Origin of the sequence: Leclercia adecarboxylata, assembly GCF_023639785.1 — a bacterium.
In the GTDB taxonomy this organism is placed as follows: Bacteria; Pseudomonadota; Gammaproteobacteria; order Enterobacterales; family Enterobacteriaceae; genus Enterobacter; species Enterobacter adecarboxylatus_D.
This window is the reverse complement of record NZ_CP098325.1, coordinates 908,650-933,869: the sequence shown is the minus strand read 5'-3', so window position 1 is coordinate 933,869 and position 25,220 is coordinate 908,650. Positions and strand designations below refer to the sequence as shown.

The following is a 25,220-nucleotide window of genomic DNA, read 5'->3' as shown; positions in this document are numbered from 1 at the left end:
TTTATTGCAATTTTGTTACATCCGTTACATAACCACAGGCAGGTAATTGCCAGCCCGACGCGGACAGGCATCATAGGCAAACTATTCAGCAAAGGTATGCAAGATGATCAAAGTGGTGCTGGTGGACGACCATGTGGTGGTACGTTCCGGGTTCGCCCAGCTGTTAAATCTGGAAGAGGATCTGGTGGTGGAGGGCCAGTACAGCAGCGCCGCAGAGGCCTGGCCCGTGCTCAGCCGCGAAGCCATCGACGTGGCGGTGCTCGATGTCGCCATGCCCGATGAGAACGGCCTGAGCCTGCTCAAACGCCTGCGCCAGCAGCGCCCGGGGTTTCGCGCCATTATCCTCAGCATCTACGACACCCCCGCCTTTGTGCAGAGCGCGCTGGATGCCGGGGCCAGCGGCTACCTCACCAAGCGCTGCGGCCCGGAGGAGCTGGTGCAGGCCGTCCGCTCCGTCGGGATGGGCGGCCACTACCTGTGTGCCGATGCGGTCAAAGCCCTGCGCGGCGGCGAGCCGGTGTCCCAGGCGCTGGCGGTGCTGACCCCACGGGAGAAAGAGGTGTTCGAGATGCTGGTCCACGGCAAAAGCGTGAAGGAGATAGCGTTCCAGCTCGAACTCAGCCACAAAACCGTCCACGTGCATCGCGCCAACGTGCTCGGCAAACTCCAGTGCAACAGCACCATTGAGCTGGTGCATTTTGCCCTCGACCACCAGCTGCTGACCGGCCACTGATGCGGCGTTCCCTGCGGCACATCATCCTCTCGCTGTTTATTATGCTGGCCTGGGGTACCGGCTGGCTGATGCTGTGGACGCTGAGCTTTTACCTCACCCACAACGGTCAGCAGGCGGCGCTGTTTTTACCCCAGGGCGTCTATCTGGCGCTGCTGATCGTGCTCTCGCGCCGCTTCTGGCCAGCGCTGATCCTCTCCACGCTGGGGGCGATGCTCTGGCTGCACAGCGAACAGCTGCTTACCCGCCCGCTGATACTGCTGGTGCCGCTGGTGGGCACCGTCTGCGCCTGGCTGGCGCAGCACTACTGGCACCGCTACCCCCTCTACTGGCAGCGCCTGTCGCTGCTGATCGCCGCGGTGACCTTCAACGCCCTGCTCCAGACCCTGATCCTGGCGCCGTTCCTCGACAGCCCGACCACCCTGCTGGCGCTGGCCTCCTTTACCGGCGGAGTGCTGCTGACCCCGTTCGTCTACCTGGTGTTTGAGTTTTTACGCCAGCAGCACCGCTATCATCTGCTGGGGCTCGATACCAGCAATCCCCCGCTGCGCACTTCGCTTATCATCTGGTGCAGCCTGTTTTTTATCATTGGCATCGGCACCCAGATGGTGCTCTCCCCCGCCCTTGAGCGGCTGCTGCTGATCGTGGTGTTTCTGCCCAACGTGGTGATGGCGTGGAAGTTTGGCTGGCAGGGCGGCGTGCTCTCCGGGCTGCTGGGGAGCATGATGATCACCATCGCCCGTCAGGTTGGCGTGGGGTTCAGCGATCTGCTGGAGCTGGAAATTTTTCTCGCCACCCAGTCGCTGCTGGGGATTGGGCTTGGGATCGCCATCAGCCGCCAGCAGCATCTGGCGATGAATCTCGATCACTATCGCCGTCGGCTGGAGGCGGAGCTGCAGGCCCGGCGCGCGCTGGCGGAAAAGCTGATCCACACCGAAGAGGACACCCGCAAGCACCTGGCCCGGGAGCTGCACGACGAGATTGGCCAGAACATCACCGCCATTCAGATCCAGTCCCAGCTGGTGAAGCGGGCCGGTGATACCCCCCAGACGCTGGAAGCCGCCGGGCAGATCAACGAGCTGGCCCGCCGCATTCACCACTCCACCCGCCAGCTGCTGCGCCAGCTTCGCCCTCCGGTGCTGGACGAACTCTCCTTAAACGAGGCGCTACACCATCTGGTAAACGAGTTCGCCTTTGCCGAGCGCGGCATTCAGTGCCGGTTTGATTACCGGCTCAGCGCGCCGCCCCAGAGCGAAACCCTGGTGTTCACCCTCTATCGATTACTTCAGGAATTGCTGAATAACGTCAGCAAACACGCCAACGCCAGCGAGGTCAGCGTTCTGCTCTGTGAGCACCATAACCGGCTGCGCCTGGAGGTAAAAGATAACGGCAGCGGCATCAGCACGCAGCAGAACTCCGGCTTCGGCATCCAGGGGATGCGCGAGCGGGTCCATGCCCTGGGCGGCGAGTTCACCCTGGAGTCGCAGGGCGGCACGCGCGTAATTGTTAACCTGCCCACAGTTTTGCAACAAACACACCGCTAACCAGGAAAAAGTCTTAGTCACGCCAGACTTTCTCTCATCCCTTTTTCGTCGCGCTTTCATACAGTCATTGCAAATGGAGAACGCCATGCCCGCACTGTCAGCTGAACAGGTTACCCAACGCTATCGGACACTGCGCCCGCGACTGCTGCTCTGCATGGTCATTGGCTACGCCGCGTTCTACCTGACGCGTAAAAGCCTCAATACCGTGCTGCCCGCGTTGCAGCTGGATCTGGGGCTGAGCAAGAGCGATATCGGCCTGATCGGATCGCTGTTTTACCTGAGCTACGGCCTGTCGAAATTTGCCGCCGGACTGTGGCATGACAGTAAAGGCCAGCGGGCGTTTATGGGCATTGGCCTGATGGCGACCGGGGTGCTGAACGTGCTGTTCGCCTTCGGCGACTCCCTGGCGCTGCTGCTGTTTATCTGGACGCTGAACGGCTTCTTTCAGGGATGGGGCTGGCCGCCCTGCGCCAGGTTGCTTACCCACTGGTACTCGCGTAACGAGCGCGGCTTCTGGTGGGGATGCTGGAACACCTCTATCAATATCGGCGGAGCCATTATTCCGCTGATCTGTGCCTTCGCCGCCCATCGCTGGGGCTGGCAGGCAGCGATGCTGACACCGGGGATCATCAGTATCGTGCTCGGCCTGTGGCTGACCACACAACTGCGGGGCACACCGCAGGAAGAGGGTCTGCCGACGGTCGGGGAGTGGCGCAGCGATCCGCTGGAACTGCGCCAGGAGCAGCAAAGCCCGCCGATGGGGCTGTGGCAGATGTTACGCACCACCATGCTGCAGAACCCGATGATCTGGCTGCTCGGGGCCTCCTATGTGCTGGTCTATCTGATCCGCATCGCCCTCAACGACTGGGGCAACATCTGGCTGGCGGAGAGCCACGGGGTGAACCTGCTGAGCGCCAACGCCACGGTGATGCTGTTTGAGGTCGGCGGCCTGCTCGGCGCGCTGTTCGCCGGATGGGGGTCGGATCTGCTGTTCAGCGGCCAGCGGGCGCCGATGATTTTGCTGTTCACGCTGGGGCTGATGGTGTCGGTCGCCGCCCTGTGGCTGGCCCCGGTTCACCACTACGCCCTGCTGGCGATGTGCTTTTTTACGGTGGGATTTTTTGTTTTTGGTCCGCAGATGCTCATCGGCCTTGCCGCCGTGGAGTGCGGACACAAGCAGGCAGCAGGCTCGATTACCGGTTTTCTTGGCGTGTTCGCTTATCTGGGGGCCGCGCTGGCCGGGTGGCCGCTGTCGCAGGTTATCGAACGCTACGGCTGGTCGGGGATGTTCAGTTTGCTCTCCATCGCCGCCGTACTGATGGGTTTACTCCTGATGCCCCTGCTGATGGCGGGCATCACCGCTTCTCGCAGTCACATAACGTCATAACAAGGGCTGAATAATGAAAACAACGCTTCTCTCTACCCTCATTGCTTCCGGGATCGCGCTGGCCACCTTAACCGGTGCCGCACAGGCCAAAGGCCGTCTGGTGGTTTACTGCAGCGCCACCAACGAAATGTGCGAAGCCGAAACCAAAGCGTTTGGCGATAAGTACGACGTCAAAACCTCGTTTATCCGCAACGGCTCCGGCAGCACGCTGGCGAAAGTGGACGCCGAGAAGAAAAACCCGCAGGCCGACGTCTGGTACGGCGGCACCCTGGATCCGCAGTCTCAGGCCGGTGAAATGGGGCTGCTGCAGCCGTATAAATCGAAAAACCTTGAGCAGATCATGGAGAAATTCCGCGACCCGGCGAAGGTGAAGGGCAACCTCTCCTCCGCGGTCTACGTCGGCATCCTGGGCTTTGGCGTCAACACCCAGCGCCTGAAAGAGAAGAACCTGCCGGTGCCGCAGTGCTGGAAAGATCTGACCAAACCGGAGTACAAGGGCGAGATCCAGATTGCCGATCCGCAGAGCTCCGGCACCGCCTACACCGCGCTGGCCACCTTCGTGCAGCTGTGGGGGGAAGATCAGGCCTTCGACTACCTGAAACAGCTGAACGGCAACGTCTCCCAGTACACCAAATCCGGCATCGCCCCGGCGCGTAACGCCGCCCGCGGTGAAACGGCCATCGGTATTGGCTTCCTGCACGACTACTCGCTGGAAAAAGAGCAGGGCGCCCCGCTGGAGCTGATCTCCCCGTGCGAAGGCACCGGGTATGAGATTGGCGGCGTCAGCATCCTGAAGGGCGCGCGTAACGAAGAGAACGCGAAGCTGTTCGTGGACTGGGTGCTGTCGAAAGAGGCGCAGGAGCTGGCATGGAAGCAGGGCAAGTCCTATCAGATCCTGACCAACACCACCGCCGAGACCTCCCCGAACTCGCTGAAGCTGGATGATCTGAAGCTGATTAGCTACGACATGGACAAGTACGGCTCAACGGACGTGCGTAAGGCGCTGATCAACAAGTGGGTCAGCGACGTGAAGATGGGTAAATAAGCCCACTCGTGCGGTAAATGCCGGGTGGCGGCTACGCCTTACCCGGCCTACAACATTCATCAACACCCGGAACACCTATGTCACAGACACTCGCTCTTCATCCCGTGAAAAAACGGGATGCGGTCTTCCTTTGGGTTTTCGTCGGCTGGCTGGCCTTTGCCCTGCTGCCGAGCTGGAGCCTGGATTACGGCCTGCTGGAGTCCACGCGCGACGAGATCCTCGACGCCTACAGCTGGTCGCACTTCAACATCAGCTGGCTGTGGTATCTCCTCCCCACGCTGCTGCTGGTGCGCCCGTTCAGTGAAGCGAAGCGCGAGCAGCGCAGCCGCCACTACCTGGACGCCGGCTGGGCGCTGCTGTGCATGGCCTTTGTGGTCATCAGCGCCACGATCGAAGGGCGCGGTTTAGGCTACGCCACCATCGTGCTCTTTGTGGCGCTGGGGGCGATCATGACCCTGGCCCTGACCCGGCTGGAGTGGCTGGGCGGCGACCGCTTTGTGATCGGCTCGCTGATCGCCATCGTCGCGCTAATCGGCATCTTTATCGTCTGGCCGAGCATCGCCATTTTCATTCCGATGTTCACCAATGACGCAGGCGAGTTCGCCCCGCTGGCGTTTATTAACGTGCTGTCGCAATCGCACATCATTCAGGTGATCATCAACTCGATCCTGCTCTGCGTGGCGGTCGGGATCGGCTGCACCTTCTTCGGCCTGGTGCTGGCGATCTACACCACCCGCATCGCCAAACGCAGCGCTATTATCGGGCGCATCTTCTCGATCCTGCCTATCGTGACCCCGCCGTTCGTGGTGGGCCTTGGCGTAACGCTGATGATGGGCCGCTCGGGCTACATCACCGAGCTGATGGTGGACTGGTTCGGGCTGACCAACACCAACTGGCTGTACGGCTTCACCGGCATCTGGCTGGCGCAGGTGCTGGCCTTTACCCCGATGGCGTTTATGATCCTCGACGGGGCGATCAAAACCATTCACCCCTCGCTGGAAGAGGCGTCTTACACCCTGCGCGCCAGCCGTTGGCAGACCTTCAACGGCGTCTTTGTGCCGCTGCTGAAACCGGCCCTGGCGAACGCCTTTTTGATCGTCATCGTTCAGTCGCTGGCGGACTTCAGTAACCCGCTGGTGCTGGGGGGCAACTTCGACGTGCTGGCGACGCAGATCTACTTCTACATCACCGGCTCGCAGCTCGACTACCAGGCGGCCAGCACCCTCGGCGCCTTCCTGCTGCTCTTCTCCCTGCTGGTGTTCTGCATCCAGTACATGTGGATCGGCAAGCGCTCCTACGTCACCGTCTCCGGCAAATCCTATCGCGGCGACGTTCAGCCCCTGCCGGTGACCCTGGTGTGGAGCGTGATCGCCCTGCTGGCGGTGTGGATCGCCTTTAACGCCCTGCTCTACGGCAGCATTTTCTACGGCAGCTTTACCGTCAACTGGGGGGTGGATTACACCCTGACGCTGGATAACTTTATCAAGCTGTTCGGCCAGGGGATGAGCGACGGGGCATGGCCTTCGCTGCTGGATACCCTGCTGTACGCCGGGATCGCCGCGCCGATTACCGCCGCCTTCGGGTTGCTGATCGCGTGGATCGTGGTGCGCCAGCAGTTCAAAGGCAAAAAGACCATCGAGTTCACCACCATGCTGTGCTTTGCCGTTCCGGGCACCGTGGCGGGCGTCTCCTACATTCTGGCCTTTAACAGCGCCCCGGTGTACCTCACCGGCACCGCCGCCATCGTCATTATCTCAATGGTGATGCGTAACGTGCCGGTGGGGATTCGCGCCGGGATCGCGGGTCTGGGCCAGATCGATAAGTCGCTGGACGAGGCGTCGCTGAGCCTGCGTGCCGGGAGCTTGCGTACCATTACGCACATCCTGCTGCCGCTGCTGCGCCCGGCCATTCTGTCGGCGCTGATCTACAGCTTTGTGCGCGCCATTACCACCGTCAGCGCCATTGTGTTCCTCGTCACGCCGGATACCCGCGTGGCAACGGCCTACATCCTGAACCGCGTGGAAGACGGCGAATACGGCGTGGCGATTGCCTACGGCTCGATCCTGATTGTGGTCATGCTGGCGATCATTTTCCTCTTTGACTGGCTGATCGGTGAGGCACGAATCTCCCGCTCAAAAGCCAAAAACCAGGCGTAACACTATGACTCAGAAACATTTCGTTGAACTGCGCAACGTCACCAAACGCTTCGGCACGAACACGGTGATTGAAAACATCAACCTGGCGATCCCCCAGGGGCAGATGGTGACCCTGCTTGGCCCGTCGGGCTGCGGTAAAACCACGGTGCTGCGTCTGGTGGCCGGGCTGGAGAAACCCACCGACGGGCAGATCCTCATCGACGGCGAGGACGTGACCCATCGCTCCATTCAGCAGCGTGATATCTGCATGGTGTTCCAGTCCTACGCCCTGTTCCCGCACATGTCGCTGGGCGAAAACGTCGGCTACGGCCTGAAGATGCTCGGCGTGTCGCGCGGTGAAATCAAAGCCCGCGTCAAAGAGGCGCTGGCGATGGTGGATCTGGATGGCTTTGAGGACCGCTATGTGGATCAGATCTCCGGCGGCCAGCAGCAGCGCGTGGCCCTGGCCCGCGCCCTGATCCTCAAACCGAAAGTGCTGCTGTTCGATGAGCCGTTAAGTAACCTCGACGCCAACCTGCGTCGCAGCATGCGGGATAAGATCCGCGAGCTGCAAAAGCAGTTCAACATTACCTCCCTGTATGTGACCCACGATCAGAGCGAGGCCTTTGCGGTGTCGGATACGGTGCTGGTGATGAACAAGGGCAACATCATGCAGATTGGCTCCCCGCAGGATCTCTATCGCCAGCCCGCTTCGCGTTTTATGGCGAGCTTTATGGGCGATGCCAACCTGTTCCCGGCCACCTTCACCCAGGATTATGTGGCGATCCACGGCTATCGCCTGCCCCGCCCGCTGCACTTTGCTGCCATGGGTGCGGGCACCGTCGGCGTGCGTCCGGAGGCGATCACCTTAAGCCAGCACGGCGAGGCCAGCCAGCGCTGCGTGATCCGTCACGTCGCCTACATGGGCCCGCAGTACGAGGTGATTGTGGAGTGGCACGGACAGGAGATTTTGTTGCAGGTGAACGCCACGCGGCTGCAGCCGGATGTGGGGGAAACGTATTTCCTGGAGATCCACCCGTACGGGATGTTTGTGCTGGCGGATGTGGCATAGGCTGTATCCCCCCTTCCAGTGGATTGAGGGAGCCTCACAAAAAAATAGCGGCACGGTCGGCCCCCTCTCCATTCAGGGAGAGGGCTGGGGTGAGGGGGAGCATGCGACTGAGGTGGTGGTTCCGTTCACCTTAATTTACTTGCTTCTCTGTAAACCACGTCACCCGTGAACGTGTAAAGCGGTGATTGAATTACTGGCGTAAGCATAGGTGCGGTAATTGATGCCCGGCGGCGCTGCGTTTGCCGGGCCTACGGTTCCCCCAACCTGTTTCACTTAAGGCCTCTAAATTTTAGTACTTTTCTGTAAACCCCCCTTCCTCTCGCTTGTCGCATTCTGTACGATTAATATACAAAACCAACAGCAATTAGAGGGATACTAAATGCCAGTTGATGAAAGTATAAAACCCACATCAGGAACACCCATTGTACCCGGTGGAGTCAGACAACTCACGATAGGTGAAATTGCATTAGCCAGGACTTTGTTTGGTGGAAGTCTGATCTATAGCCGCATTTGGGTACATCGGGAAGGCTATTTACCATTCAACCTGCAACCTGTAGATGTTGCAATGGCCCCTGACGGCGAATTATGGTTTAGAGAAGGAACTTATTCACCGGATTTTTCTTTAGAAAGAGAGCTGCAGAAGAAACACAGATTTATGCATGAAATGGTTCATGCATGGCAAGCACAAAAGGGAATGTTTGTTAGAACCAGAGGGTTATTCTCTCGCTTAGCCGATTATAGTTACAGTTTAGACAAAGCTGATTTTCTCCATTATGGGCTAGAACAACAAGCATCAATTGCCAGCGATTATTGGCTACTCCTTACATATGGTTTTAATAATGATACGTTATATTTAACAGAATATAGAGATTATCATCCGAATGTATCTACTCATGAACTCATTAGAAAATACAAATCAGTATTGAAAGGATTTCCAGGATGAATAAATTAATCATATTATTTTTCATTTTTATCCTTACGGGTTGTCCTGGTGGAGGAAAAAAAGCATCTATACATCGTAGTGTGTTTATGCAAGGTAATACCATCTGCTTTACTATAAACAAGAATGATATTCTGGAACGTTATAGCATTTACTATTGGCCTAATAAAAAATACACAATTTTAAAAGCAAAAGATAATATTTCATTATCATATCCTGAAACATGCACGAACGTTAAATTGCCAAAGGGATATAACTACAATATTGCTTATAGTTTAAATGGAGTCAGTTACTCTGATTCATTTTTTATCGACAACGATGGAAACCGCTAATTATGTCACTACCAGCTTATTTATTTCTGTATGATGAAAATGGAATGCAAATTCCAGGAGATTGCATGGCTTCAGGCCGTGAGGGTGCAATAGAAGTTATGAATAGCAGTTACGGCGTAAGGCAGCCAGTAGACAGCAATACAGGAAACATGACAGGATGTAGACAACATAGCCCTTTAGTCATTCATAAGCAACTTGATAAAACCAGCCCTTTCTTTGCCATCGCTGTGTGTGAGCAAAAGAGATTTCAAAAAGCGGTTCTTAAATATTATGAAATCGTTGAAGCAGGAATAGAGGTGGAAATTTATAATATTAAGCTAGAGGGTGTCGTAGTTTCTTCTGTAGATTTTAATCATGTTTATTATCCTGGTAGTTCTACCCCAAACATGCATGAAGTAGTGGGATTTAGATTCCGAGGTATCGAATGGAATTATGTAAGAGGAAACATCAAATATGATGATGCATGGATGAAGCCAGCAAAACAGAATGAGACGCAAAAATAAATTAAAGGGGACAATCGTAGAGCCAGTCATTGGCTTAAATGACTGGCATTACACATTTGGCTGCCGTTTTCGTATTTGCTGCTTCTCCCTTAGGGACAAAGGATCCGCAATATTTCTCTGGTCCTTAAAGCAAGCAACGTATGGTGAAAGATCCCCTTTTAAGTCGAATGCTCCCTCATTATTCCAGCCCTCCCCCAGTGAAGAGAGGGAGCCGCCCGAAGAAAGAATTTTTAACGAAAGTTCCTCAACCGAAACCGATCGTGCGGCACTATCCTTAGCGCCGGGCAGTAATCTCAGCAATGTCTTTCGGCGTCGTCCTGCAACACCCGCCAATCAACTTCGCCCCTGCCGCCAGCCACTGCGGCAAATACCCCGCCAGCGTCTCGCACGCCTCGCCGTGGTGATGCCAGGTTTTGGTCGTCGCGTCGTAATGCTCCCCTGAATTGGGATACACCACCAGCGGCAGCGGGGTCAGACTTTGCAGATGCAGCAGCGCGGCAGTGGTGTTCTCCAGCGCAATACAGTTAATCCCCAGCGCCACCACCTGCGGATATCCGGCCAGCGCGGCTACGACATCACACAGCGGCGTGCCGTCGCTCAGGTGTTCGCTGTCTCGAAGGGTAAACGAGAACCACGCCCGGGCGCGGGGATAGTCCGTCAGCAGTGCCGCCAGGGCTTTAATTTCAGTGAACGACGGCAGAGTTTCGCAGGCCAGCAGGTCGGCCCCGGCGTCCAGCAAGGCCTCCACGCGCGGGCGGTGAAAATCGGCAAACACCTCTGCGCTGCGCACGTAGTCGCCACGGTATTCCGACCCGTCCGCCAGGAATGCGCCGTAAGGCCCTACCGAACCGGCGACCAGCAACGGGCCGGCCTGGGGGTTTTCCGCCAGATACGCTTCCCGGGCCTTGCGCGCCAGCTCCACGCTTTTGCCAATCAGCGTGCGGGACTGCGCCTCATCCAGCCCGCGAGCGGCAAATCCCTCCGGCGTGGCCTGGTAGCTGGCGGTGATCGCCACCTGCGCCCCGGCGCGGAAGTAGTCGAGATGCACATCGCGAATAAGCTCCGGGTTCTCCATTAATACTTTTGCCGACCACAGGCTGTCGGCCAGGTTGCAGCCGCGCGCTTCCAGTTCCGTTGCCATCGCCCCGTCCAGCACCACAAACGGCTGGGATTCAAGGATGGCGGTAAGCGGATTATTCTGCGACATGTTCAGGCTCCTGGGTTTTCAGATTCTGGGTAAGGTAGTACGCCCCGTAGCAGAGCGCCACAAACGGCAATCCACAGTAAAGGGCAATACGCTGGCTCGGGTCAAACGCCAGGCCGACACAGGCCACCAGGCAGAGGACAAAGCCCAGCACCGGCACCAGCGGATACCACGGGGCGCGATACTGTAACGCGCTCAGGGGCTTGCCCGCCTGCAGATGACGACGGCGGAAAATAAAGTGCGAGGCGCAGATGCTGATCCACACCGCCACCACCGCAAAGCCGGAAATGGCCGACAGCGCGACAAACACCGTGTCCGGCGCCACCACGCTTGAGAAGAGCGCCAGCACGCCGCCGAGCATCGATACCGACAGCGCGGTGAGCGGTACGCCGTTTTTATTCACTCTGGCAAAGCAGCGCGGCAGAGTGTTTTCGTTCGACAGCGACCACAGCATCCGCCCGGAGGCGTAGAGCCCGGAGTTGGCCGCCGAGAGGATCGCCGTCAGGATGACAAAGTTGACGATGTCCGCTGCATAGGGAATGCCGACCTTTTCAAACACCAGCACGAACGGGCTTTTCTCCACCCCGGCCTGCTGCATCGGGATCAGCGCCGCCAGCACAAACACGGTGCCGATAAAGAAGATAATCAGGCGGGCAATGGTGGTGCGGATGGCAACCGGAATCACCTTGTGCGGGTTTTCGGTTTCCCCGGCGGCAATGCCGATAAGCTCGGTGCCGGAGAAGGCAAAGTTAACCGCCACCATGGTCATCAGGATCGGCAGGCCGCCGTGGGGGAACCAGCCTTCGGCGGTGAGGTTGCTCAGCCCCGGCGCAGGCGTTCCGTCCTGCATCGGGATAAAGCCAAAGATGGCCGCGCCACCCAGAATAATAAAGGCGATGATGGTGATCACTTTCACCAGCGAGAACCAGAACTCCCCTTCGGCAAAGAAGCGGGTCGAGATGACGTTGAGGGCAAAGATCGCCGCGCAGAAGACCACGCACCACACCCAGACCGGCACCTGCGGAAACCAGTACTGCATGCAAAAACCGGCGGCGGTAAAGCTCGACCCGAGCGCGACGGTCCAGGTGAGCCAGTAGAGCCACGCCACGGTGTAGCCGGTTGCCGGGCCGAGATAACGCGCAGCATAGACGTGAAAGGCGCCGGTTTCGGGCATCGCGACGGAGAGTTCGCCCAGACACTGCATCACCAGCCAGACCACCAGCGCGCCGATGAGATAGGCCAGCAGCGTGCCCGCCGCCCCGGTGGTCGAAATAATGTAACCCGTATTAAAAAACAGCCCTGTGCCAATCACGCCGCCAAGCGACAGCATGATCAGGTGGCGAGTCTTCATGGTGCGCTGAAGCTGCCCGTTTTGTTGTGTTTGCATATCACCTTCTATACGTATGGACATCTAAACATCCAAAAGAAGGTGTTTTTATACCGCGATTGTTAACAAATTGCTAGCCATGCACCAGACGAAGGTTAGCGCGACGGGCGCTTAAACGAGGATGAACCGTATGAATAACGTAGAGAAAGGGTCGCCATGCCATCTGACACCTCCTGCAAGCAGATACTTACAGCATGTACTGCCCCGCTCCCCTCGTCGGTCAGACGAAAGTGGGATCTGTTTTACCTGACTAAACTTTAGAGGGAGTGTGCAACGCCCGGCGGCGCTCCGCTTGCACGGGCCTACAAACCACGACAGGTAGGCCGGGTAAGGCATCGCCGCCACCCGGCAACAGCCCGCACTAAAGCATGAGAATGTTAAAACTCGCAAAACACTCTATAGTCGTAGTGTTTCATTAACAAAGGATGCACTAATGCGATTTAACGGACTGACCAAAGGGTTTTTCATTCTCATACTCCTGCTTGTCACCTGGGCGTTTTTTGATGTCCTGGCGCCCTACTTCTCGGCGATCCTGTGGGCCGCTATCCTGGCGGTGATTTTCTACCCGGTCAAAAACGCCCTGCGTATCAGGTTGGGAGATCGTAACGGGCTGGCGGCGCTGCTCAGCGTTCTGCTGATCTGCCTGATTGTTTTTATTCCGCTGATGGTGATCTTTTCCTCGTTAGCCTATGAACTTAATGTCGTTTATACGCGCCTGCAGCAAAACGACACCCAGTTTTCCACCGTGGTGGCGAGTCTGTTCAACCATCTGCCCCACTGGCTGCGCACGCTGATGATCGAACACGATCTCGATACTGCCGCGCAGATCCAGCAGAAGCTCTCTGAGGCGGCGTTAAGAGGCGGGCAATACCTGGCCGGCAGCGCCTTCCTGATCGGTAAAGGCACCTTTGGCTTCGCCATCAGCTTTGGCGTGATGGTCTATCTCCTGTTCTTCCTGCTGAAAGATGGCCCCTGGCTGGTGCGCCAGATCCTCGACAGCCTGCCGCTGTCGAATTTTGCCAAACACCATCTGTTTGCCAAGTTTGCCGGGGTCGCCAGAGCGACGGTAAAAGGCACGGCCGTGGTAGCACTGGTGCAGGGTTTGCTGGGCGGGATCGCCTTCTGGATAGTCGGTATCAAGGGCAGCATTTTGTGGGGGGCGCTGATGGCGTTCCTGTCCCTTATCCCGGCGGTGGGCTCGGCCATCATCTGGGTACCGGCGGCCATCTTCCTCTTCGCCACGCAGCAACTCTGGCAGGGGCTGTTTATCGTCGGGTTCTTTGTGCTGATCGTGGGGCTGGTGGATAACATTCTGCGTCCGCTGCTGGTGGGTAAAGACACCAAAATGCCCGACTATCTTATTCTGATCACCACGCTGGGCGGGATGGAGATTTACGGCATCAATGGCTTTGTGATTGGGCCGTTGATCGCGGCGCTGTTTATCGCCTGCTGGAATCTGCTCTCGGGGCGCGATCATGCCGGTAATGCCGAAGAAATTGATGACGCGATTATCGAAGAAGGTAAAAATTCGCCTGACTTATGAATTAGATATATTCTCTGCCAATGGAATATATCGCAATCTAAAAGGAATGCGCCTTGCGTATCGCCACTATTACTAACTGGGCATACGGTGCCACGGTCTGTCTGACCATCGCTTCAGGGGTGGCCATGTTGATGGCCTCCAGCGCCGAAAAGGTGGAGCGACAGGCCGTAGAACAGCGCTACGTCTTCGATCAACTCACCGAAGAGGTGGAGGTGGACGCCTGGGCGCTCTCGGATCTGGCCCGCCTGTACGTTATCAAGCAGGCGCCCCCGGTGGCAGACGCGTATCGCCAGAAAGCGGCCTCCATGGCTGGAGTCGAGCATCGCCTGCAAAAACTGCAGGACGCGGGTGCCAGCGATGAGGAGCTGGCCCTGCTGCACGAAGGGTTAACCCAGGCCGATGCTCTGCAGGATGAACAGCAGCGCGCCATCGCCAGCGTCAGCAGCGGGCAGCAGGCGGAGGCCATCGAACGGCTTTATGGCGAGCGCTATGAAAGCGAACTGGAACAGGTGCAGAATCAGATCGACCATTTCCGCCAGATGCTGGACCGCCGCACCGACGTGGCGATTGAAGATGCCACGGCAAAATCCCACGGGCTGCGGACCCTCTCCGAGGTGATGGTCGGCCTGACCGCGCTGATGTTCCTGTTTGTGCTCGGTTTTATCCTTAAGCGCCGGGTGCTGCGCCCGGTGGTCCGTCTGAGCGACGTGGTCAACCGGCTGGCGTCCCAGGATTATGCCGTCGAAGCCCCGGATTACCGTCAGATCGACGAGATTGGCGATATGGCCCAGGCGATCCGCATCTTCCGTGAAAACGGCCTGGTGCGGCAGCGGCTGGAAAAAGAGCGCGACGCCGACTGGGCGATCCGCGAACTGCTGGCGCGCATGACGCAGCGCCTGCAGGGGTGTGAATCCGTCGAGGACGTGCTGAACGTGGCGCGGCTGTTCGCTCCCAGCATTGCGCCGGGGATCGCCGGGCGGCTTTATCTTCTCGAACAGGATCCGTGGCAGATGCGCTGTGCCGCCGAGTGGCTCAACCCGCAGGGCGAGCCCGATCCCTTCCATCCGGACCAGTGCTGGGCGGTACGTCGTGGCCAGAGCCATCCGCCGGTCAACGGCGAGCCGGATATCGCCTGCTATCACCTGCCCGACAGCAGCGCCCGGCATGCCCTTTGCGTGCCGCTGATTGCCCAGGGCGAAGCCATCGGCCTGCTCTCCTTCCAGAATCTCACCCCGGCGATGGCCCCGTCCCGCGCCTATCTGGAGCTGATGGCCGAAGCGCTGGGTCTGGCGCTGGCCAACCAGCGTCTGCGCGATGCCCTGCTGGAAAAAGCGCTCTTCGATCCGCTGACCGGGCTGCGCAACCGCCACCATCTGGAAGATGCCCTGCGCACCCAGATGAACCAGGCGCTGCACAGCGGTCACCCGGTAAGCTGCCTGATGATCGACATCGACCACTTCAAAGCCATCAACGACAGGCTGGGACACGAGGCGGGCGACCAGGTGATCAAAAGCGTGGCGGCGATTGTCCAGCGCGCGGTAAGCGACAAGGGCATGCCGTTCCGCTATGGCGGGGAGGAGTTTCTGGCCCTGCTGCCGGGCGCCGATGAAGCGGCGGCGTTTGCCACAGCCAGCGAAATCCATTCCGCCGTGCACAGCCTGGCGCTGCGCTACGAGCTGTCGGAGATTGGCCCAGTGGATGTGTCCATCGGCATTGCCAGCTATCCCCAGCACGCGCAGGGTGAAAACCTGCTGCGCGCTGCCGACGTGGCGTTGTACCGGGCGAAAGAGCTGGGGCGTTCAAGGATTGTGAGTTTTGGGATGCTGGAGGCGGGGAACCAGCCGCCGGGGGCGAATATCTGATATCGACAGCCTGGCGGGTAATTTTTGCCTGCCAGGCTGGCGAAGATTAGTTCATTGCCGCCAATAAGGATAAAGCCTGGGGGCTCTTCTGGACAATGCGGATCAGCAACGCCGCCTGACGGTTAGGTTTTGCCAGGCCCTGCTCCCAGTTCTGATAGGTCTTCGTTGCAGTGTGCAAATATCTTGCAAACAGCGCCTGAGACAAATTCAAATCATGACGGATCCCTTTTAGTTCTTCCGGTGTTAACTCCGTTTCCTTACGCACTGCGACGTGATGGGTACGAAGCGTCCGCTTACCTTCCTTATGCTCCTGTAAGGCATCCATACCTTCCATTAATTCTGAAAAAATATCTCTGCTCATCACTCTCCCTAATCGCTTCCATTGCGTCACCTCATCCCGTTCCCTGACGCATTCTATACCCAGATTGGGTATAATTGTACATCAATCTTAGCTAATGCAACTTTGTGAGTACCATGAAGTATTGATAGCGTTTGTACCCGGCCAGTCAGAGGCTTTTCGTATGAGTACAGGTTCTTGAGATGTTCTACACTGGCAGAAGCGACTCCTGCCATTGTCTACAGAAATGATTACCATCGAAAAATCCTATCCGACCTCAACCGACTCTCAGACGCTCATCGATCAACTCTCCTCAGAGCTTGCCGCGATCACCGGCGACAGCGGTAAAAGCCATTTCGACCCGCGGGATGTCTCCGGGGCGCGGGCGATGTGGGTGATAGCGAAAGATGAGAATAATCAGCCTGTGGGCTGTGGTGCATTCCGCCCATTGACTGAGACCACTGCCGAACTGAAACGCATGTTCTCTGACCGGAGCTGCCCGGGTACTGGCGCGGCGCTACTCGCCTGGCTTGAAGAGGCGGCGCGGGGAATGGGCTACCTGGAGCTGTGGCTTGAGACGCGCAAAATTAACACCCGCGCGGTGCAGTTCTATTTAAAGCATGGCTATGTGCAGAGAGAAAACTATGGCCCCTATATCGGGCGCGACGAGGCCATCTGTTTTGCCAAAAGGTTAAGCGGCTAGCCCGGTTACACTCCCGGCAGGATCGCGTATCATCGCCCTTCGGATTGATGACTGATACTGCCTCCCATGAACCTCCCTTTTCTCTGTTATTTTCTGCTGGCTCTGGCCGCCGCGGGCAGCGCCTTGCTGCCTCATCCTCTGGCGATGTGGTTTCTGCTCGCCAGCGCGCTGACGTTTGTAATCTACGGTGCCGATAAAATGGCGGCCCGCAAAGCCTGGCGCAGGGTGCCGGAATCGACCTTACTGGTATGTGGCGTTGTCGGGGGATGGCCGGGGGCGATCTTCGGCCAGCAGCTGTTTCGCCATAAAACCCAAAAGCAGCCTTTCAAAACCTATTTTAGGGTGAGCGTGATTCTCAACGTTGGGGTGCTGGTACTGGCGGCCTGGTGGTTCCAGTATTTGTGAAATAGCGATGAATACGGGCGGTCAAAAACAGTGGCGAGCAGTCATCCTGCCCGCCATGGATATTATTTCGCGCAATAAACCCGCGCTTCGCGAGGGGTATAAATCCCAAGGGTGACGACACGCAATAACACATCCGTGCCGGATTCCTGTACTTCGGTACGAATAACTTTATCCGCGCCGCCGCAGACTTGCGCCGCATCAATCGTTTTAGACTGGCCAATCCCATTAATAAAGAAGGATTGTTTAATTTCCTGCGTGGGCTTTTCAGCCACCCCGCTGTTGATCCTGAAAGTTTGTTGGGCGCAGCCGGACAGGGCAACGGTGACAAACGCTATCATCATTAACTTTTTCATAATTTTCTTAGGTTGGGGAGGAACAGTCCGGGATGGTATGCCCGCCCCCCTGACGGACATATCCGACCAGCGGGGATATCGGGAAACTTACGTGTTCTATTGATTCGCCATTGATATATGTAATTTCGACAAATTTTTTTTGTTAAATGAGTGTGTGCGGAGAGTAAGAAAAAAGCACCTGCGCGGCATATTTCCCCTTATCTCTGCCCTCTCCCTGCATGGAGAGGGAGCCGATCGTGCCAGGATTTTCTCCCTTCATACCCCCCTGAAAGCGCGATAACCGTCACATTATGCCAGGCTTTATATTCATCAAAGAAAAGGGAACACTCATTTGAAAAATGCGAAATACGACATGCCCTTGCGTGACAACGGGTTCGTTGGTCTGGGGGATTACGCGGCTATCGGTGAAGGACGCTCGGTAGCGCTCATCGCCCCGGATGGTTCGATCGACTGGTGGGGGGCGCCTAATCTCGATTCGCCGCCCCTCTTTGACCGCTTGCTGGATCCCAACATTGGCGGCTTTTTCAGCCTGACGCCTGCGACTGAATACACCGTCTCCCGCGCCTATCGCGAGGACAGCAATATCCTCGAAACCCGCTACGAGACCAAAGACGGCACGGCGCTGTTAACCGAATCCATCAACAGTACCCTGGCGGGCCGCCTGCCCTGGAGCGAGCTGGCCCGCCGTCTGGAAGGCGTGCGTGGCACCGTGACGTTCAGGCTTCAACTGCGCTTCGGGACGATGATCGAAACGCGATCGCCCTGGCGCTCAGATACCGACAAGGGCAGCGTCTATCATATCGGCGACCTGATGGCGATGCTGCACACCAGCGACAACGTGGTTATTACCCGTGCCGATGATGAAGAGGTCGAGGCGGAGATCGTCCTGAAAAAAGGGAGCCGGGAGGTCGTCGCCCTGCTGGTGACTCTGAATGAGCCGCTGGCGGTCCCGGACATTCAGGCGATTGATAACCGAATTGAGACCAGCCACACCGCCTGGCAGGACTGGGTAAAGGGGCTGAAATACGACGGTCTCTATAAAGATCATGTTATTCGCTCCGCGCTGGCGCTGAAGTTCCTCTGGTACTCCCCCACCGGCGCGCTGGCCGCAGCCGCCACCACTTCCCTGCCGGAGGGACCCGGCGGCAGCAAAAACTATGATTACCGCTTTGCCTGGGTGCGCGATGCCTGCCTGATTATCAAAGCCTTTACCTATCTGGGCACCCTTGAGGAGTGTAAGGCGGCCTTCTCCTGGCTGTCGAAAACCATCGTCAAACACGGCCCGGAGATGCGGGCCTGCTACACCCTCGATGGCGAACTGGTGCCGGAAGAGACCTACCCCGAACTGCAGGGCTACCGGGATTCGCAGCCGGTCCGCCTTGGCAATAACGCCCGCAACCAGCGCCAGCTGAGCATGTATGGCGATATGCTTGGCGTGGCGAAGCTGTTCGTCGAGGCGGGGCATATTCTGGATATCGGCACGTCGCGATTCCTGGGGCACCTGGCCAACCAGTGCGCCGACCGCTGGCGTATGAAGGACTCCGGGATCTGGGAGCTGCCGGAGGAGCGGCATTACACCCACTCGAAAATGGCCTGCTGGCTGGCGCTGGACTGCGCCGTGGTGCTGGCCGAGAGCAAACATATCGAACCCACCTGGAAGGCGCGCTGGGCCCGGGAGCGGGACCGCATTCGCGACTGGATTGAAGAGCACTGCTGGTCTGAAACGCATCAGGCTTACTGTTTTTACGTGGGGGATGGCGGGCAGCTGGATGCGTCGCTCACGCTCGTGTCGCGCTACGGTGTGAAGGTAAACCCGAAACGCATGAAGCTGACCTATCAGGCGATCCAACGCGAGCTGGGCCACAACAGCGCGATGATCTACCGCTACAGCGGCGTTGAGCAGGAGGAGAGCACCTTTATCGCCTGCGCCTTCTGGCTGGCGGAGGCCTGGGCCTCAATGGGGGAGCCGGAACGGGCTGAGGAGAACATGGATGAAATACTCAAGACGCTGTGTCACCGCGGCAATGTTGAAACCTTCAATGAGATGTTCGATACCCGCACCGGCGAGTGGGTCGGCAATATGCCCCAGGGGTTAAGCCACCTGGCGCTGATCTGCGCGGCACAGGCTGTCAGCGAGCACCGGAAGGGTAAATAACAATCCTTTCGGATTACTAAAAAAGCTATCATCGCCACACCTGCCTGTTGGAAAAACAGGCAGGCACTCATTCCCTGACAATATTGATCACATTCCTCATATTACAGATAGAAAGAAAATGATAATCCCGGTACTCTTCTCAAAAACACGCCAGCTATTTTATTTTCACCCGGGATGGATAATGAATGATTTAATCTTTCTTGTAGATCAAGAGACGTATGATGATTTTTCAACCAAAGAGATTATTACTACTTTAATTACCGATGGCGAAGAAATAGAGCTTGAGAACGCCACCAAAAAAGGCAAGACGTTTATAGCGCCCAAAAACAAATCTGAAGCAGAAACAGAACAAAAAGAGAAAGGTTTTCTAAACTACCAGAATGCGGGTATTGCTATGGCCGTCGCTGCCCGGCTGCTTCCATTGCCCATCGCCGTTCTCGTTAATGCCGCTCCGGCTGCGTTTTCACTGTATCAACTCCTGAGCAAGAAAGACGAAAAGGACGTTCCGGTTGATACACTTAAACATTCTGCACATGCGTTTGATAAATATATGAAGCGCATCAGTATGACGCCAGAAATAGCATTGAGTCACCACTATCATTTTCAGCCCGGGCACCCGCAAATAAACCAGGCGTATATTAAACATCCTCTGTCGAAGCCCGGCTCAGAAAAAGAAAACTATTATATTCTCAGTGACACGCTGGATGACATCCTGCTGCAAGAGCGTGAAACGGAAATGATTAAAGTGTTTGTCAGTCTGGGTGCGACAAAAATAGAAATACGCAAAGAGGCGAAATCACGGGCATTCGATCAGATTAAGGCCAAAGTAAAAGCCACCACTGCTGTCGCTTCAGGCGAAGCAAGTTTAAAAATGGAATCCGACCTGTCCGATACCGGCACCGATGTACGCGTCATTAGGTTAGCGGGTCGGGAGTGGAAAAAAGGGATGGTTCTTGAAAAAGAGCAGTTTAACTGGTTGCCATTTGAACCTTCCTGGGAGGCCATTGTATTTGCCAGAGAGATAGGCGGCTGTGTGAGTGCTGAACTGGACCTTAAAAAGCTGAGCGTATTCTCCTCCAACAAAGAAGCCCGCTTCGGGATGGGAATCAAAACGCTTAAGGGTACAGCGAACGCCAACATCGATCTAAGCCAGGAGCAGGACGAGAGTTACAGCGTGTATGTGGAGTTTAATGAGCCGGTGTAGATAACACCCTTCAGGCCAGTTGCCCCTGGATATCAGGGGCAATGGCGAAATCAGTGCAGAATAGCTTTAAGCGCGAGCGCCATAAAAGGTCGCAAGGAGCGCTTCTGGAAAGGCGTTACGCCGGTGATGGCGCAGGCGTTCAGATAGCTGTCCAGCGCATCCCGGGCGGCCACTTTCAGCTCGTTGACATCCCTCGCCATAAAGCGGGCTTCACTTCTGGTATGCAGAAAGACACCACGGAACATATCAATCACCGGATCGTAGGTCACCCGGGCTTTATGTCCGTCGATAAAGAGAGTAGTAGAGCGGCTCATCCTTGAGAATCATCCTAATCAACTTAATTTGTGTGGATATTACGCCCCATAAATCAAATTAAAAAGCAGTTTTGAAACTAAAAAAAATTTTTGAATTATCAACTCGCCTCATAACCGTATTCACCTTTTGAGAATAATCCCACCAACATCGCCGTCTATGCTTAACGTTTAAAAAAAGACGACAACGTCGCACCCTCTTTGACCGTTACTTTCCCTTTAAATACCGGAGGCCTGGCATGAGCAACCAAGGCGAATACCATGACGATGGACAGCCGCACGACTTCAGCCTGTCTCGTCGGGATCTGATAAAAGCAAGTGCCGCAGCGGCGGCAACCGCGGCGGTGTATCCCTGTTCTGCGCTGGCCGAGGGCGAACCCGCCGTTACGCCCGCGCCGGAGATGATGCCGGTGACGTTTCGCGTCAATGGCGAGGAGCAGCAGCTGGAGGTGGATACCCGCACCACCCTGCTGGATGCCCTGCGCGAGAACCTGCACCTGACCGGCACCAAAAAAGGCTGCGACCACGGGCAGTGCGGTGCCTGCACCGTCATCGTTGACGGGCGCAGGATCAATTCCTGCCTCACCCTGGCCGTGATGCACCAGAACGCCGACATCACCACCATCGAGGGACTGGGCACGCCTGACAATCTGCATCCCATGCAGGCGGCGTTTGTCAAACACGATGGCTATCAGTGCGGCTACTGCACGCCGGGGCAAATCTGCTCCTCGGTGGCAGTGCTGAAAGAGATTGAAGCGGGGATCCCGAGCCACGTCACCCTCGATCTGGTCTCCCCGCCCGAAATGAGTGCGCAGGAGATCCGCGAGCGCATGAGCGGCAACATCTGCCGCTGCGGCGCGTACGCCAATATTCTCGCCGCCATTGAAGACGTCGCCGGAGGGAAGACATCATGAAAGCCTTCACCTATGAACGGGTACAAACTCCGGCCGAGGCGGCGGCCAGCGCCCGACGCACCCCTGGCGCGAAATTTATCGCCGGCGGGACCAATCTGCTGGATCTGATGAAGCTTGAAATTGAAACGCCCACCCATCTGATCGACGTGAACGGCCTGGGGCTGGATAAGATTGACGCCACCGACGAAGGTGGCTTGCGCATCGGGGCCCTGGTGCGTAACACCGATCTGGCCGCCGATGAGCGCGTGCGCCGTGACTATGGCGTACTCTCCAGAGCGCTGCTGGCCGGAGCCTCTGGCCAGTTGCGCAACCAGGCTACGACGGCGGGCAATCTTCTCCAGCGTACCCGCTGCCCCTACTTTTACGATACGAACCAGCCCTGCAATAAGCGCCTACCCGGCAGCGGCTGTGCAGCGCTGGAAGGGTTTAGCCGTCAGCATGCGGTGGTAGGGAGCAGCGAAGCCTGCATCGCCACCCATCCCGGCGATATGCCCGTGGCGATGCGCCTGCTGGACGCGGTGGTGGAAACCATCAATGCGGACGGAAAAACGCGCAATATCCCCCTCGCCGATTTCTATCGTGCCCCGGGGAAGACGCCGCATATCGAGACCGTCCTGACCCCCGGCGAGTTGATTACCGCCGTCAGCCTGCCGCCGCCGGTGGGTGGGCAGCACATCTACCGTAAGGTCCGCGATCGCGCCTCCTACGCCTTTGCGCTGGTGTCGGTGGCGGCGATTGTCCAGCCGGACGGCAGCGGCCGCGTCGCGCTGGGCGGCGTGGCGCATAAACCCTGGCGGGTGGCGCAGGCCGATGCCCAAGTCACTCAGGGGGCGCAGGCGGTGTATGACGCGCTGTTTGCCGACGCCCACCCAACGCCTGAAAACAGGTTCAAACTTACCCTGGCGAAGCGAACGCTTGCCTCCGTGCTGACAGAAGCGAGGGCTCAGGTATGAAATTTGAGAAACCGGCCGGGGAAAACCCAATCGATCGGCTGAAAGTCGTCGGACAGCCTCACGATCGTATCGACGGCCCGCTAAAAACCACCGGCAAGGCGCACTATGCCTACGAATGGCATGATACCGCGCCCAACGCGGCCTATGGCTACGTGGTCGGCTCGGCCATCGCCAAAGGCGAGATCGCCGCCATCGACACTCAGGGCGCGAAAAAAGCGCCGGGCGTGCTGACGGTGATCACGGCCAGCAGCGCGGGCGCGCTCGGCAAGGGCGAGCGTAACGCGGCCACGCTGCTGGGCGGCCCGAAAATAGAACATTACCATCAGGCCATTGCGCTGGTAGTAGCCGAGACCTTCGAGCAGGCCCGGGCGGCGGCGGCGCTGGTGCAGGTTCAGTACCGGCGTGACAAGGGCGCATACTCTCTGGCAGAGGAAAAACCCGCCGTCAGCCAGCCGCCGGAGAAGACCCCGGACAAAAACGTAGGTGATTTTAACGCAGCCTTTAACGCTGCCGAGGTGAAGATAGACGTCACCTATACCACCCCCGACCAGAGCCATATGGCGATGGAACCGCACGCCTCGATGGCCGTCTGGGACGGCGATAAGGTGACCCTCTGGACCTCCAATCAGATGGTGGCATGGTGTCGCACCGACCTGGCGGCGACGCTGAAGATCCCCGAAGAGAACGTGCGCATCATCTCCCCGTATATCGGCGGGGGATTTGGCGGCAAGTTGTTCCTGAGAAGCGATGCCCTGCTGGCCGCGCTGGCGGCCCGCGCCGTGAAGCGCCCGGTGAAGGTGATGCTGGCGCGCCCGACGATCCCCAACAACACCACCCACCGCCCGGCGACCATTCAACACATTCGTATCGGGACCGACAAGGCGGGGAAAATTACCGCCATCGCCCATGACAGCTGGTCCGGCAATCTGCCCGGCGGCACGCCGGAGACGGCGGTGCAACAGACGGAGCTGCTCTACGCGGGTGAGAATCGTCATACCGGCCTGCGGCTGGCAAAACTGGATCTGCCCGAGGGTAACGCCATGCGCGCCCCCGGTGAAGCGCCGGGCTTGATGGCGCTTGAGATCGCCATCGATGAGATGGCGGAGAAAGCGGGCATCGATCCGGTTGAGTTTCGCATCCTCAATGATACTCAGGTCGATCCGGCAGATCCCAACCGCCCCTTCTCCCGGCGACAGCTTATTGAGTGCCTGCGCACCGGGGCCGAAGAGTTCGGCTGGAAGCAGCGCAACGCGACGCCTGGCCAGGTTCGCGACGGACGCTGGCTGGTGGGCCTCGGCATGGCGGCCGGTTTTCGCAATAACCTGTTAGAAAAATCCGCCGCCCGGGTGCATCTGGACGCCGACGGAAACGTGACGGTGGAAACCGACATGACGGACATCGGCACCGGGAGTTACACCATCATCGCCCAGACGGCGGCGGAGATGCTGGGCGTGCCGCTGGACAAGGTGACGGTGCACCTCGGTGATTCGAGCTTCCCGGTGTCGGCCGGTTCAGGCGGCCAGTGGGGGGCGAATACCTCCACCTCGGGCGTCTACGCGGCCTGCGTGAAGTTGCGCCAGACCATTGCCAAAAATCTCGGTTTCGATCCCGACCAGGCGCAGTTCAGCGACGGTAAAATCACTCTCGACACCCGCAGCGCGGACATTCGCGAGGCCGCCGCCAACGGCACGCTGACCGCCGAAGACAGCATCGAGTTTGGCGATCTGGACAAGCAGTACCAGCAGTCGACCTTTGCCGGTCACTTTATCGAGGTGGCCGTCGACGTGGCGACGGGTGAGGTGCGGGTCCGGCGGATGCTGGCAGTGTGCGCTGCGGGACGCATCCTTAACCCGAAAACCGCCCGCAGCCAGGTGATCGGCGCGATGACCATGGGGCTCGGCGCGGCGCTGATGGAGGAGCTGGCGGTGGATACCCGTCTGGGGTACTTCGTTAACCACGACATGGCGGGGTATGAAGTGCCGGTACATGCCGATGTCCCGGAGCAGAAGGTCATTTTCCTCGACGATACTGACCCGGTCTCCTCGCCGATGAAGGCCAAAGGGGTGGGCGAACTGGGGCTGTGTGGCGTGGGCGCGGCTATCGCTAACGCGGTGTACAACGCGACGGGCGTGCGGGTGCGGGAGTACCCCATCACCCTGGATAAGCTTATCGAAGCGCTGCCCGATGTGGTGTAAGGAGAG

Annotated in this window: 23 protein-coding genes; 18 read left to right on the top strand and 5 right to left on the bottom strand. The window is 57.8% G+C overall.

The genetic code is table 11. The features are described 5' to 3' along the window. The first annotated feature begins 103 nt into the window (after window positions 1-103). The 9 genes from NB069_RS04360 to NB069_RS04320 all read left to right on the top strand — a co-directional run bounded on the left by NB069_RS04360 (window position 104) and on the right by NB069_RS04320 (window position 9,688). Window positions 104-733, top strand: coding sequence for a response regulator transcription factor (locus NB069_RS04360; protein WP_250587930.1), 630 nt, complete (start codon window positions 104-106; stop codon window positions 731-733). Continuing rightward, window positions 733-2,274 carry an MASE1 domain-containing sensor histidine kinase gene (locus NB069_RS04355; RefSeq protein ID WP_250587929.1) on the top strand — a complete coding sequence of 514 codons (1,542 nt, stop codon included), beginning with the start codon at window positions 733-735 and terminating at the stop codon, window positions 2,272-2,274. The genes NB069_RS04360 and NB069_RS04355 overlap by 1 nt, the downstream gene beginning before the upstream one ends. Before the next feature lie 85 nt (window positions 2,275-2,359). Then, a complete protein-coding gene (uhpC, locus tag NB069_RS04350; protein WP_250587928.1) occupies window positions 2,360-3,661 on the top strand; it encodes an MFS transporter family glucose-6-phosphate receptor UhpC in 1,302 nt (433 codons plus the stop codon). Between the two features lie 13 nt (window positions 3,662-3,674). Next, window positions 3,675-4,706 (top strand): ABC transporter substrate-binding protein, encoded by a 1,032-nt coding sequence (locus NB069_RS04345; protein ID WP_032616757.1) that lies wholly within the window; start codon window positions 3,675-3,677, stop codon window positions 4,704-4,706. 77 nt (window positions 4,707-4,783) lie between these two features. Next, window positions 4,784-6,862 carry an ABC transporter permease gene (locus tag NB069_RS04340; RefSeq protein ID WP_250587927.1) on the top strand — a complete coding sequence of 693 codons (2,079 nt, stop codon included), beginning with the start codon at window positions 4,784-4,786 and terminating at the stop codon, window positions 6,860-6,862. A gap of 4 nt (window positions 6,863-6,866) precedes the next feature. Next, window positions 6,867-7,913, top strand: a complete 1,047-nt coding sequence (gene fbpC, locus NB069_RS04335) for a ferric ABC transporter ATP-binding protein (RefSeq protein ID WP_250587926.1) — start codon at window positions 6,867-6,869, stop codon at window positions 7,911-7,913. Window positions 7,914-8,292: 379 nt separating this feature from the next. Further along, window positions 8,293-8,856, top strand: coding sequence for a type IV secretion protein Rhs (locus tag NB069_RS04330; RefSeq protein ID WP_250587925.1), 564 nt, complete (start codon window positions 8,293-8,295; stop codon window positions 8,854-8,856). Further along, complete coding sequence (locus NB069_RS04325) at window positions 8,853-9,185, top strand: putative T6SS immunity periplasmic lipoprotein (protein WP_250587924.1); 333 nt, start codon at window positions 8,853-8,855, stop codon at window positions 9,183-9,185. The genes NB069_RS04330 and NB069_RS04325 overlap by 4 nt, the downstream gene beginning before the upstream one ends. Window positions 9,186-9,187: 2 nt before the next feature. Continuing rightward, the gene (locus NB069_RS04320; RefSeq protein WP_250587923.1) at window positions 9,188-9,688 is read left to right on the top strand and encodes an Hcp family type VI secretion system effector; all 501 of its coding nucleotides are present in this window, start codon (window positions 9,188-9,190) and stop codon (window positions 9,686-9,688) included. Window positions 9,689-9,962: 274 nt separating this feature from the next. Here NB069_RS04320 and mmuM read toward each other — a convergent pair whose 3' ends face one another. After that, complete coding sequence (gene mmuM, locus NB069_RS04315) at window positions 9,963-10,895, bottom strand: homocysteine S-methyltransferase (RefSeq protein ID WP_250587922.1); 933 nt, start codon at window positions 10,893-10,895, stop codon at window positions 9,963-9,965. After that, a complete protein-coding gene (gene mmuP, locus NB069_RS04310) occupies window positions 10,882-12,279 on the bottom strand; it encodes an S-methylmethionine permease (protein ID WP_250587921.1) in 1,398 nt (465 codons plus the stop codon). The genes mmuM and mmuP overlap by 14 nt, the downstream gene beginning before the upstream one ends. A 433-nt stretch (window positions 12,280-12,712) precedes the next feature. Here mmuP and NB069_RS04305 point away from each other — a divergent pair, with 433 nt between their 5' ends. Beyond that, the gene (locus tag NB069_RS04305) at window positions 12,713-13,822 is read left to right on the top strand and encodes an AI-2E family transporter (RefSeq protein ID WP_250587920.1); all 1,110 of its coding nucleotides are present in this window, start codon (window positions 12,713-12,715) and stop codon (window positions 13,820-13,822) included. A gap of 53 nt (window positions 13,823-13,875) precedes the next feature. After that, on the top strand, window positions 13,876-15,684 hold the full coding sequence (locus tag NB069_RS04300; protein ID WP_250587919.1) for a diguanylate cyclase: 1,809 nt from the start codon (window positions 13,876-13,878) through the stop codon (window positions 15,682-15,684). A gap of 46 nt (window positions 15,685-15,730) precedes the next feature. Here the strand turns inward: NB069_RS04300 and NB069_RS04295 are convergent, their stop codons facing one another. Continuing rightward, window positions 15,731-16,045, bottom strand: a complete 315-nt coding sequence (locus tag NB069_RS04295) for a helix-turn-helix domain-containing protein (protein WP_434543604.1) — start codon at window positions 16,043-16,045, stop codon at window positions 15,731-15,733. A 223-nt stretch (window positions 16,046-16,268) separates the two neighbouring features. On the opposite strand from NB069_RS04295, the gene NB069_RS04290 reads away from it, so the two are divergent. Together NB069_RS04290 and NB069_RS04285 are read left to right on the top strand one after the other, a co-directional pair. Beyond that, the gene (locus NB069_RS04290) at window positions 16,269-16,724 is read left to right on the top strand and encodes a GNAT family N-acetyltransferase (RefSeq protein WP_250589448.1); all 456 of its coding nucleotides are present in this window, start codon (window positions 16,269-16,271) and stop codon (window positions 16,722-16,724) included. Between the two features lie 66 nt (window positions 16,725-16,790). Further along, entirely contained in the window at window positions 16,791-17,129 is a 339-nt protein-coding gene (locus NB069_RS04285) for a DUF1294 domain-containing protein (RefSeq protein WP_250587918.1), read from the top strand. A gap of 62 nt (window positions 17,130-17,191) precedes the next feature. Here the strand turns inward: NB069_RS04285 and NB069_RS04280 are convergent, their stop codons facing one another. Next, on the bottom strand, window positions 17,192-17,482 hold the full coding sequence (locus NB069_RS04280) for a Bor family protein (protein WP_250587917.1): 291 nt from the start codon (window positions 17,480-17,482) through the stop codon (window positions 17,192-17,194). Window positions 17,483-17,813: 331 nt separating this feature from the next. On the opposite strand from NB069_RS04280, the gene NB069_RS04275 reads away from it, so the two are divergent. Both NB069_RS04275 and NB069_RS04270 read left to right on the top strand, forming a co-directional pair. Continuing rightward, a complete protein-coding gene (locus NB069_RS04275; protein WP_250587916.1) occupies window positions 17,814-19,637 on the top strand; it encodes a glycoside hydrolase family 15 protein in 1,824 nt (607 codons plus the stop codon). A 181-nt stretch (window positions 19,638-19,818) separates the two neighbouring features. Further along, window positions 19,819-20,841, top strand: a complete 1,023-nt coding sequence (locus NB069_RS04270) for a hypothetical protein (RefSeq protein WP_250587915.1) — start codon at window positions 19,819-19,821, stop codon at window positions 20,839-20,841. Window positions 20,842-20,891: 50 nt separating this feature from the next. On the opposite strand, the gene NB069_RS04265 is transcribed toward NB069_RS04270, so the two are convergent. Next, window positions 20,892-21,155, bottom strand: a complete 264-nt coding sequence (locus NB069_RS04265; protein WP_250587914.1) for a hypothetical protein — start codon at window positions 21,153-21,155, stop codon at window positions 20,892-20,894. 236 nt (window positions 21,156-21,391) lie between these two features. Here NB069_RS04265 and paoA point away from each other — a divergent pair, with 236 nt between their 5' ends. The 3 genes from paoA to paoC are packed head-to-tail and all read left to right on the top strand — an operon-like array spanning window position 21,392 to window position 25,214. Beyond that, window positions 21,392-22,066, top strand: a complete 675-nt coding sequence (paoA, locus tag NB069_RS04260) for an aldehyde dehydrogenase iron-sulfur subunit PaoA (RefSeq protein WP_250587913.1) — start codon at window positions 21,392-21,394, stop codon at window positions 22,064-22,066. Further along, entirely contained in the window at window positions 22,063-23,019 is a 957-nt protein-coding gene (locus NB069_RS04255; RefSeq protein ID WP_250587912.1) for an FAD binding domain-containing protein, read from the top strand. The genes paoA and NB069_RS04255 overlap by 4 nt, the downstream gene beginning before the upstream one ends. Continuing rightward, window positions 23,016-25,214 (top strand): aldehyde oxidoreductase molybdenum-binding subunit PaoC, encoded by a 2,199-nt coding sequence (gene paoC, locus NB069_RS04250; RefSeq protein WP_250587911.1) that lies wholly within the window; start codon window positions 23,016-23,018, stop codon window positions 25,212-25,214. Before NB069_RS04255 ends, paoC begins: the two co-directional genes overlap by 4 nt. Window positions 25,215-25,220: the final 6 nt, after the last annotated feature.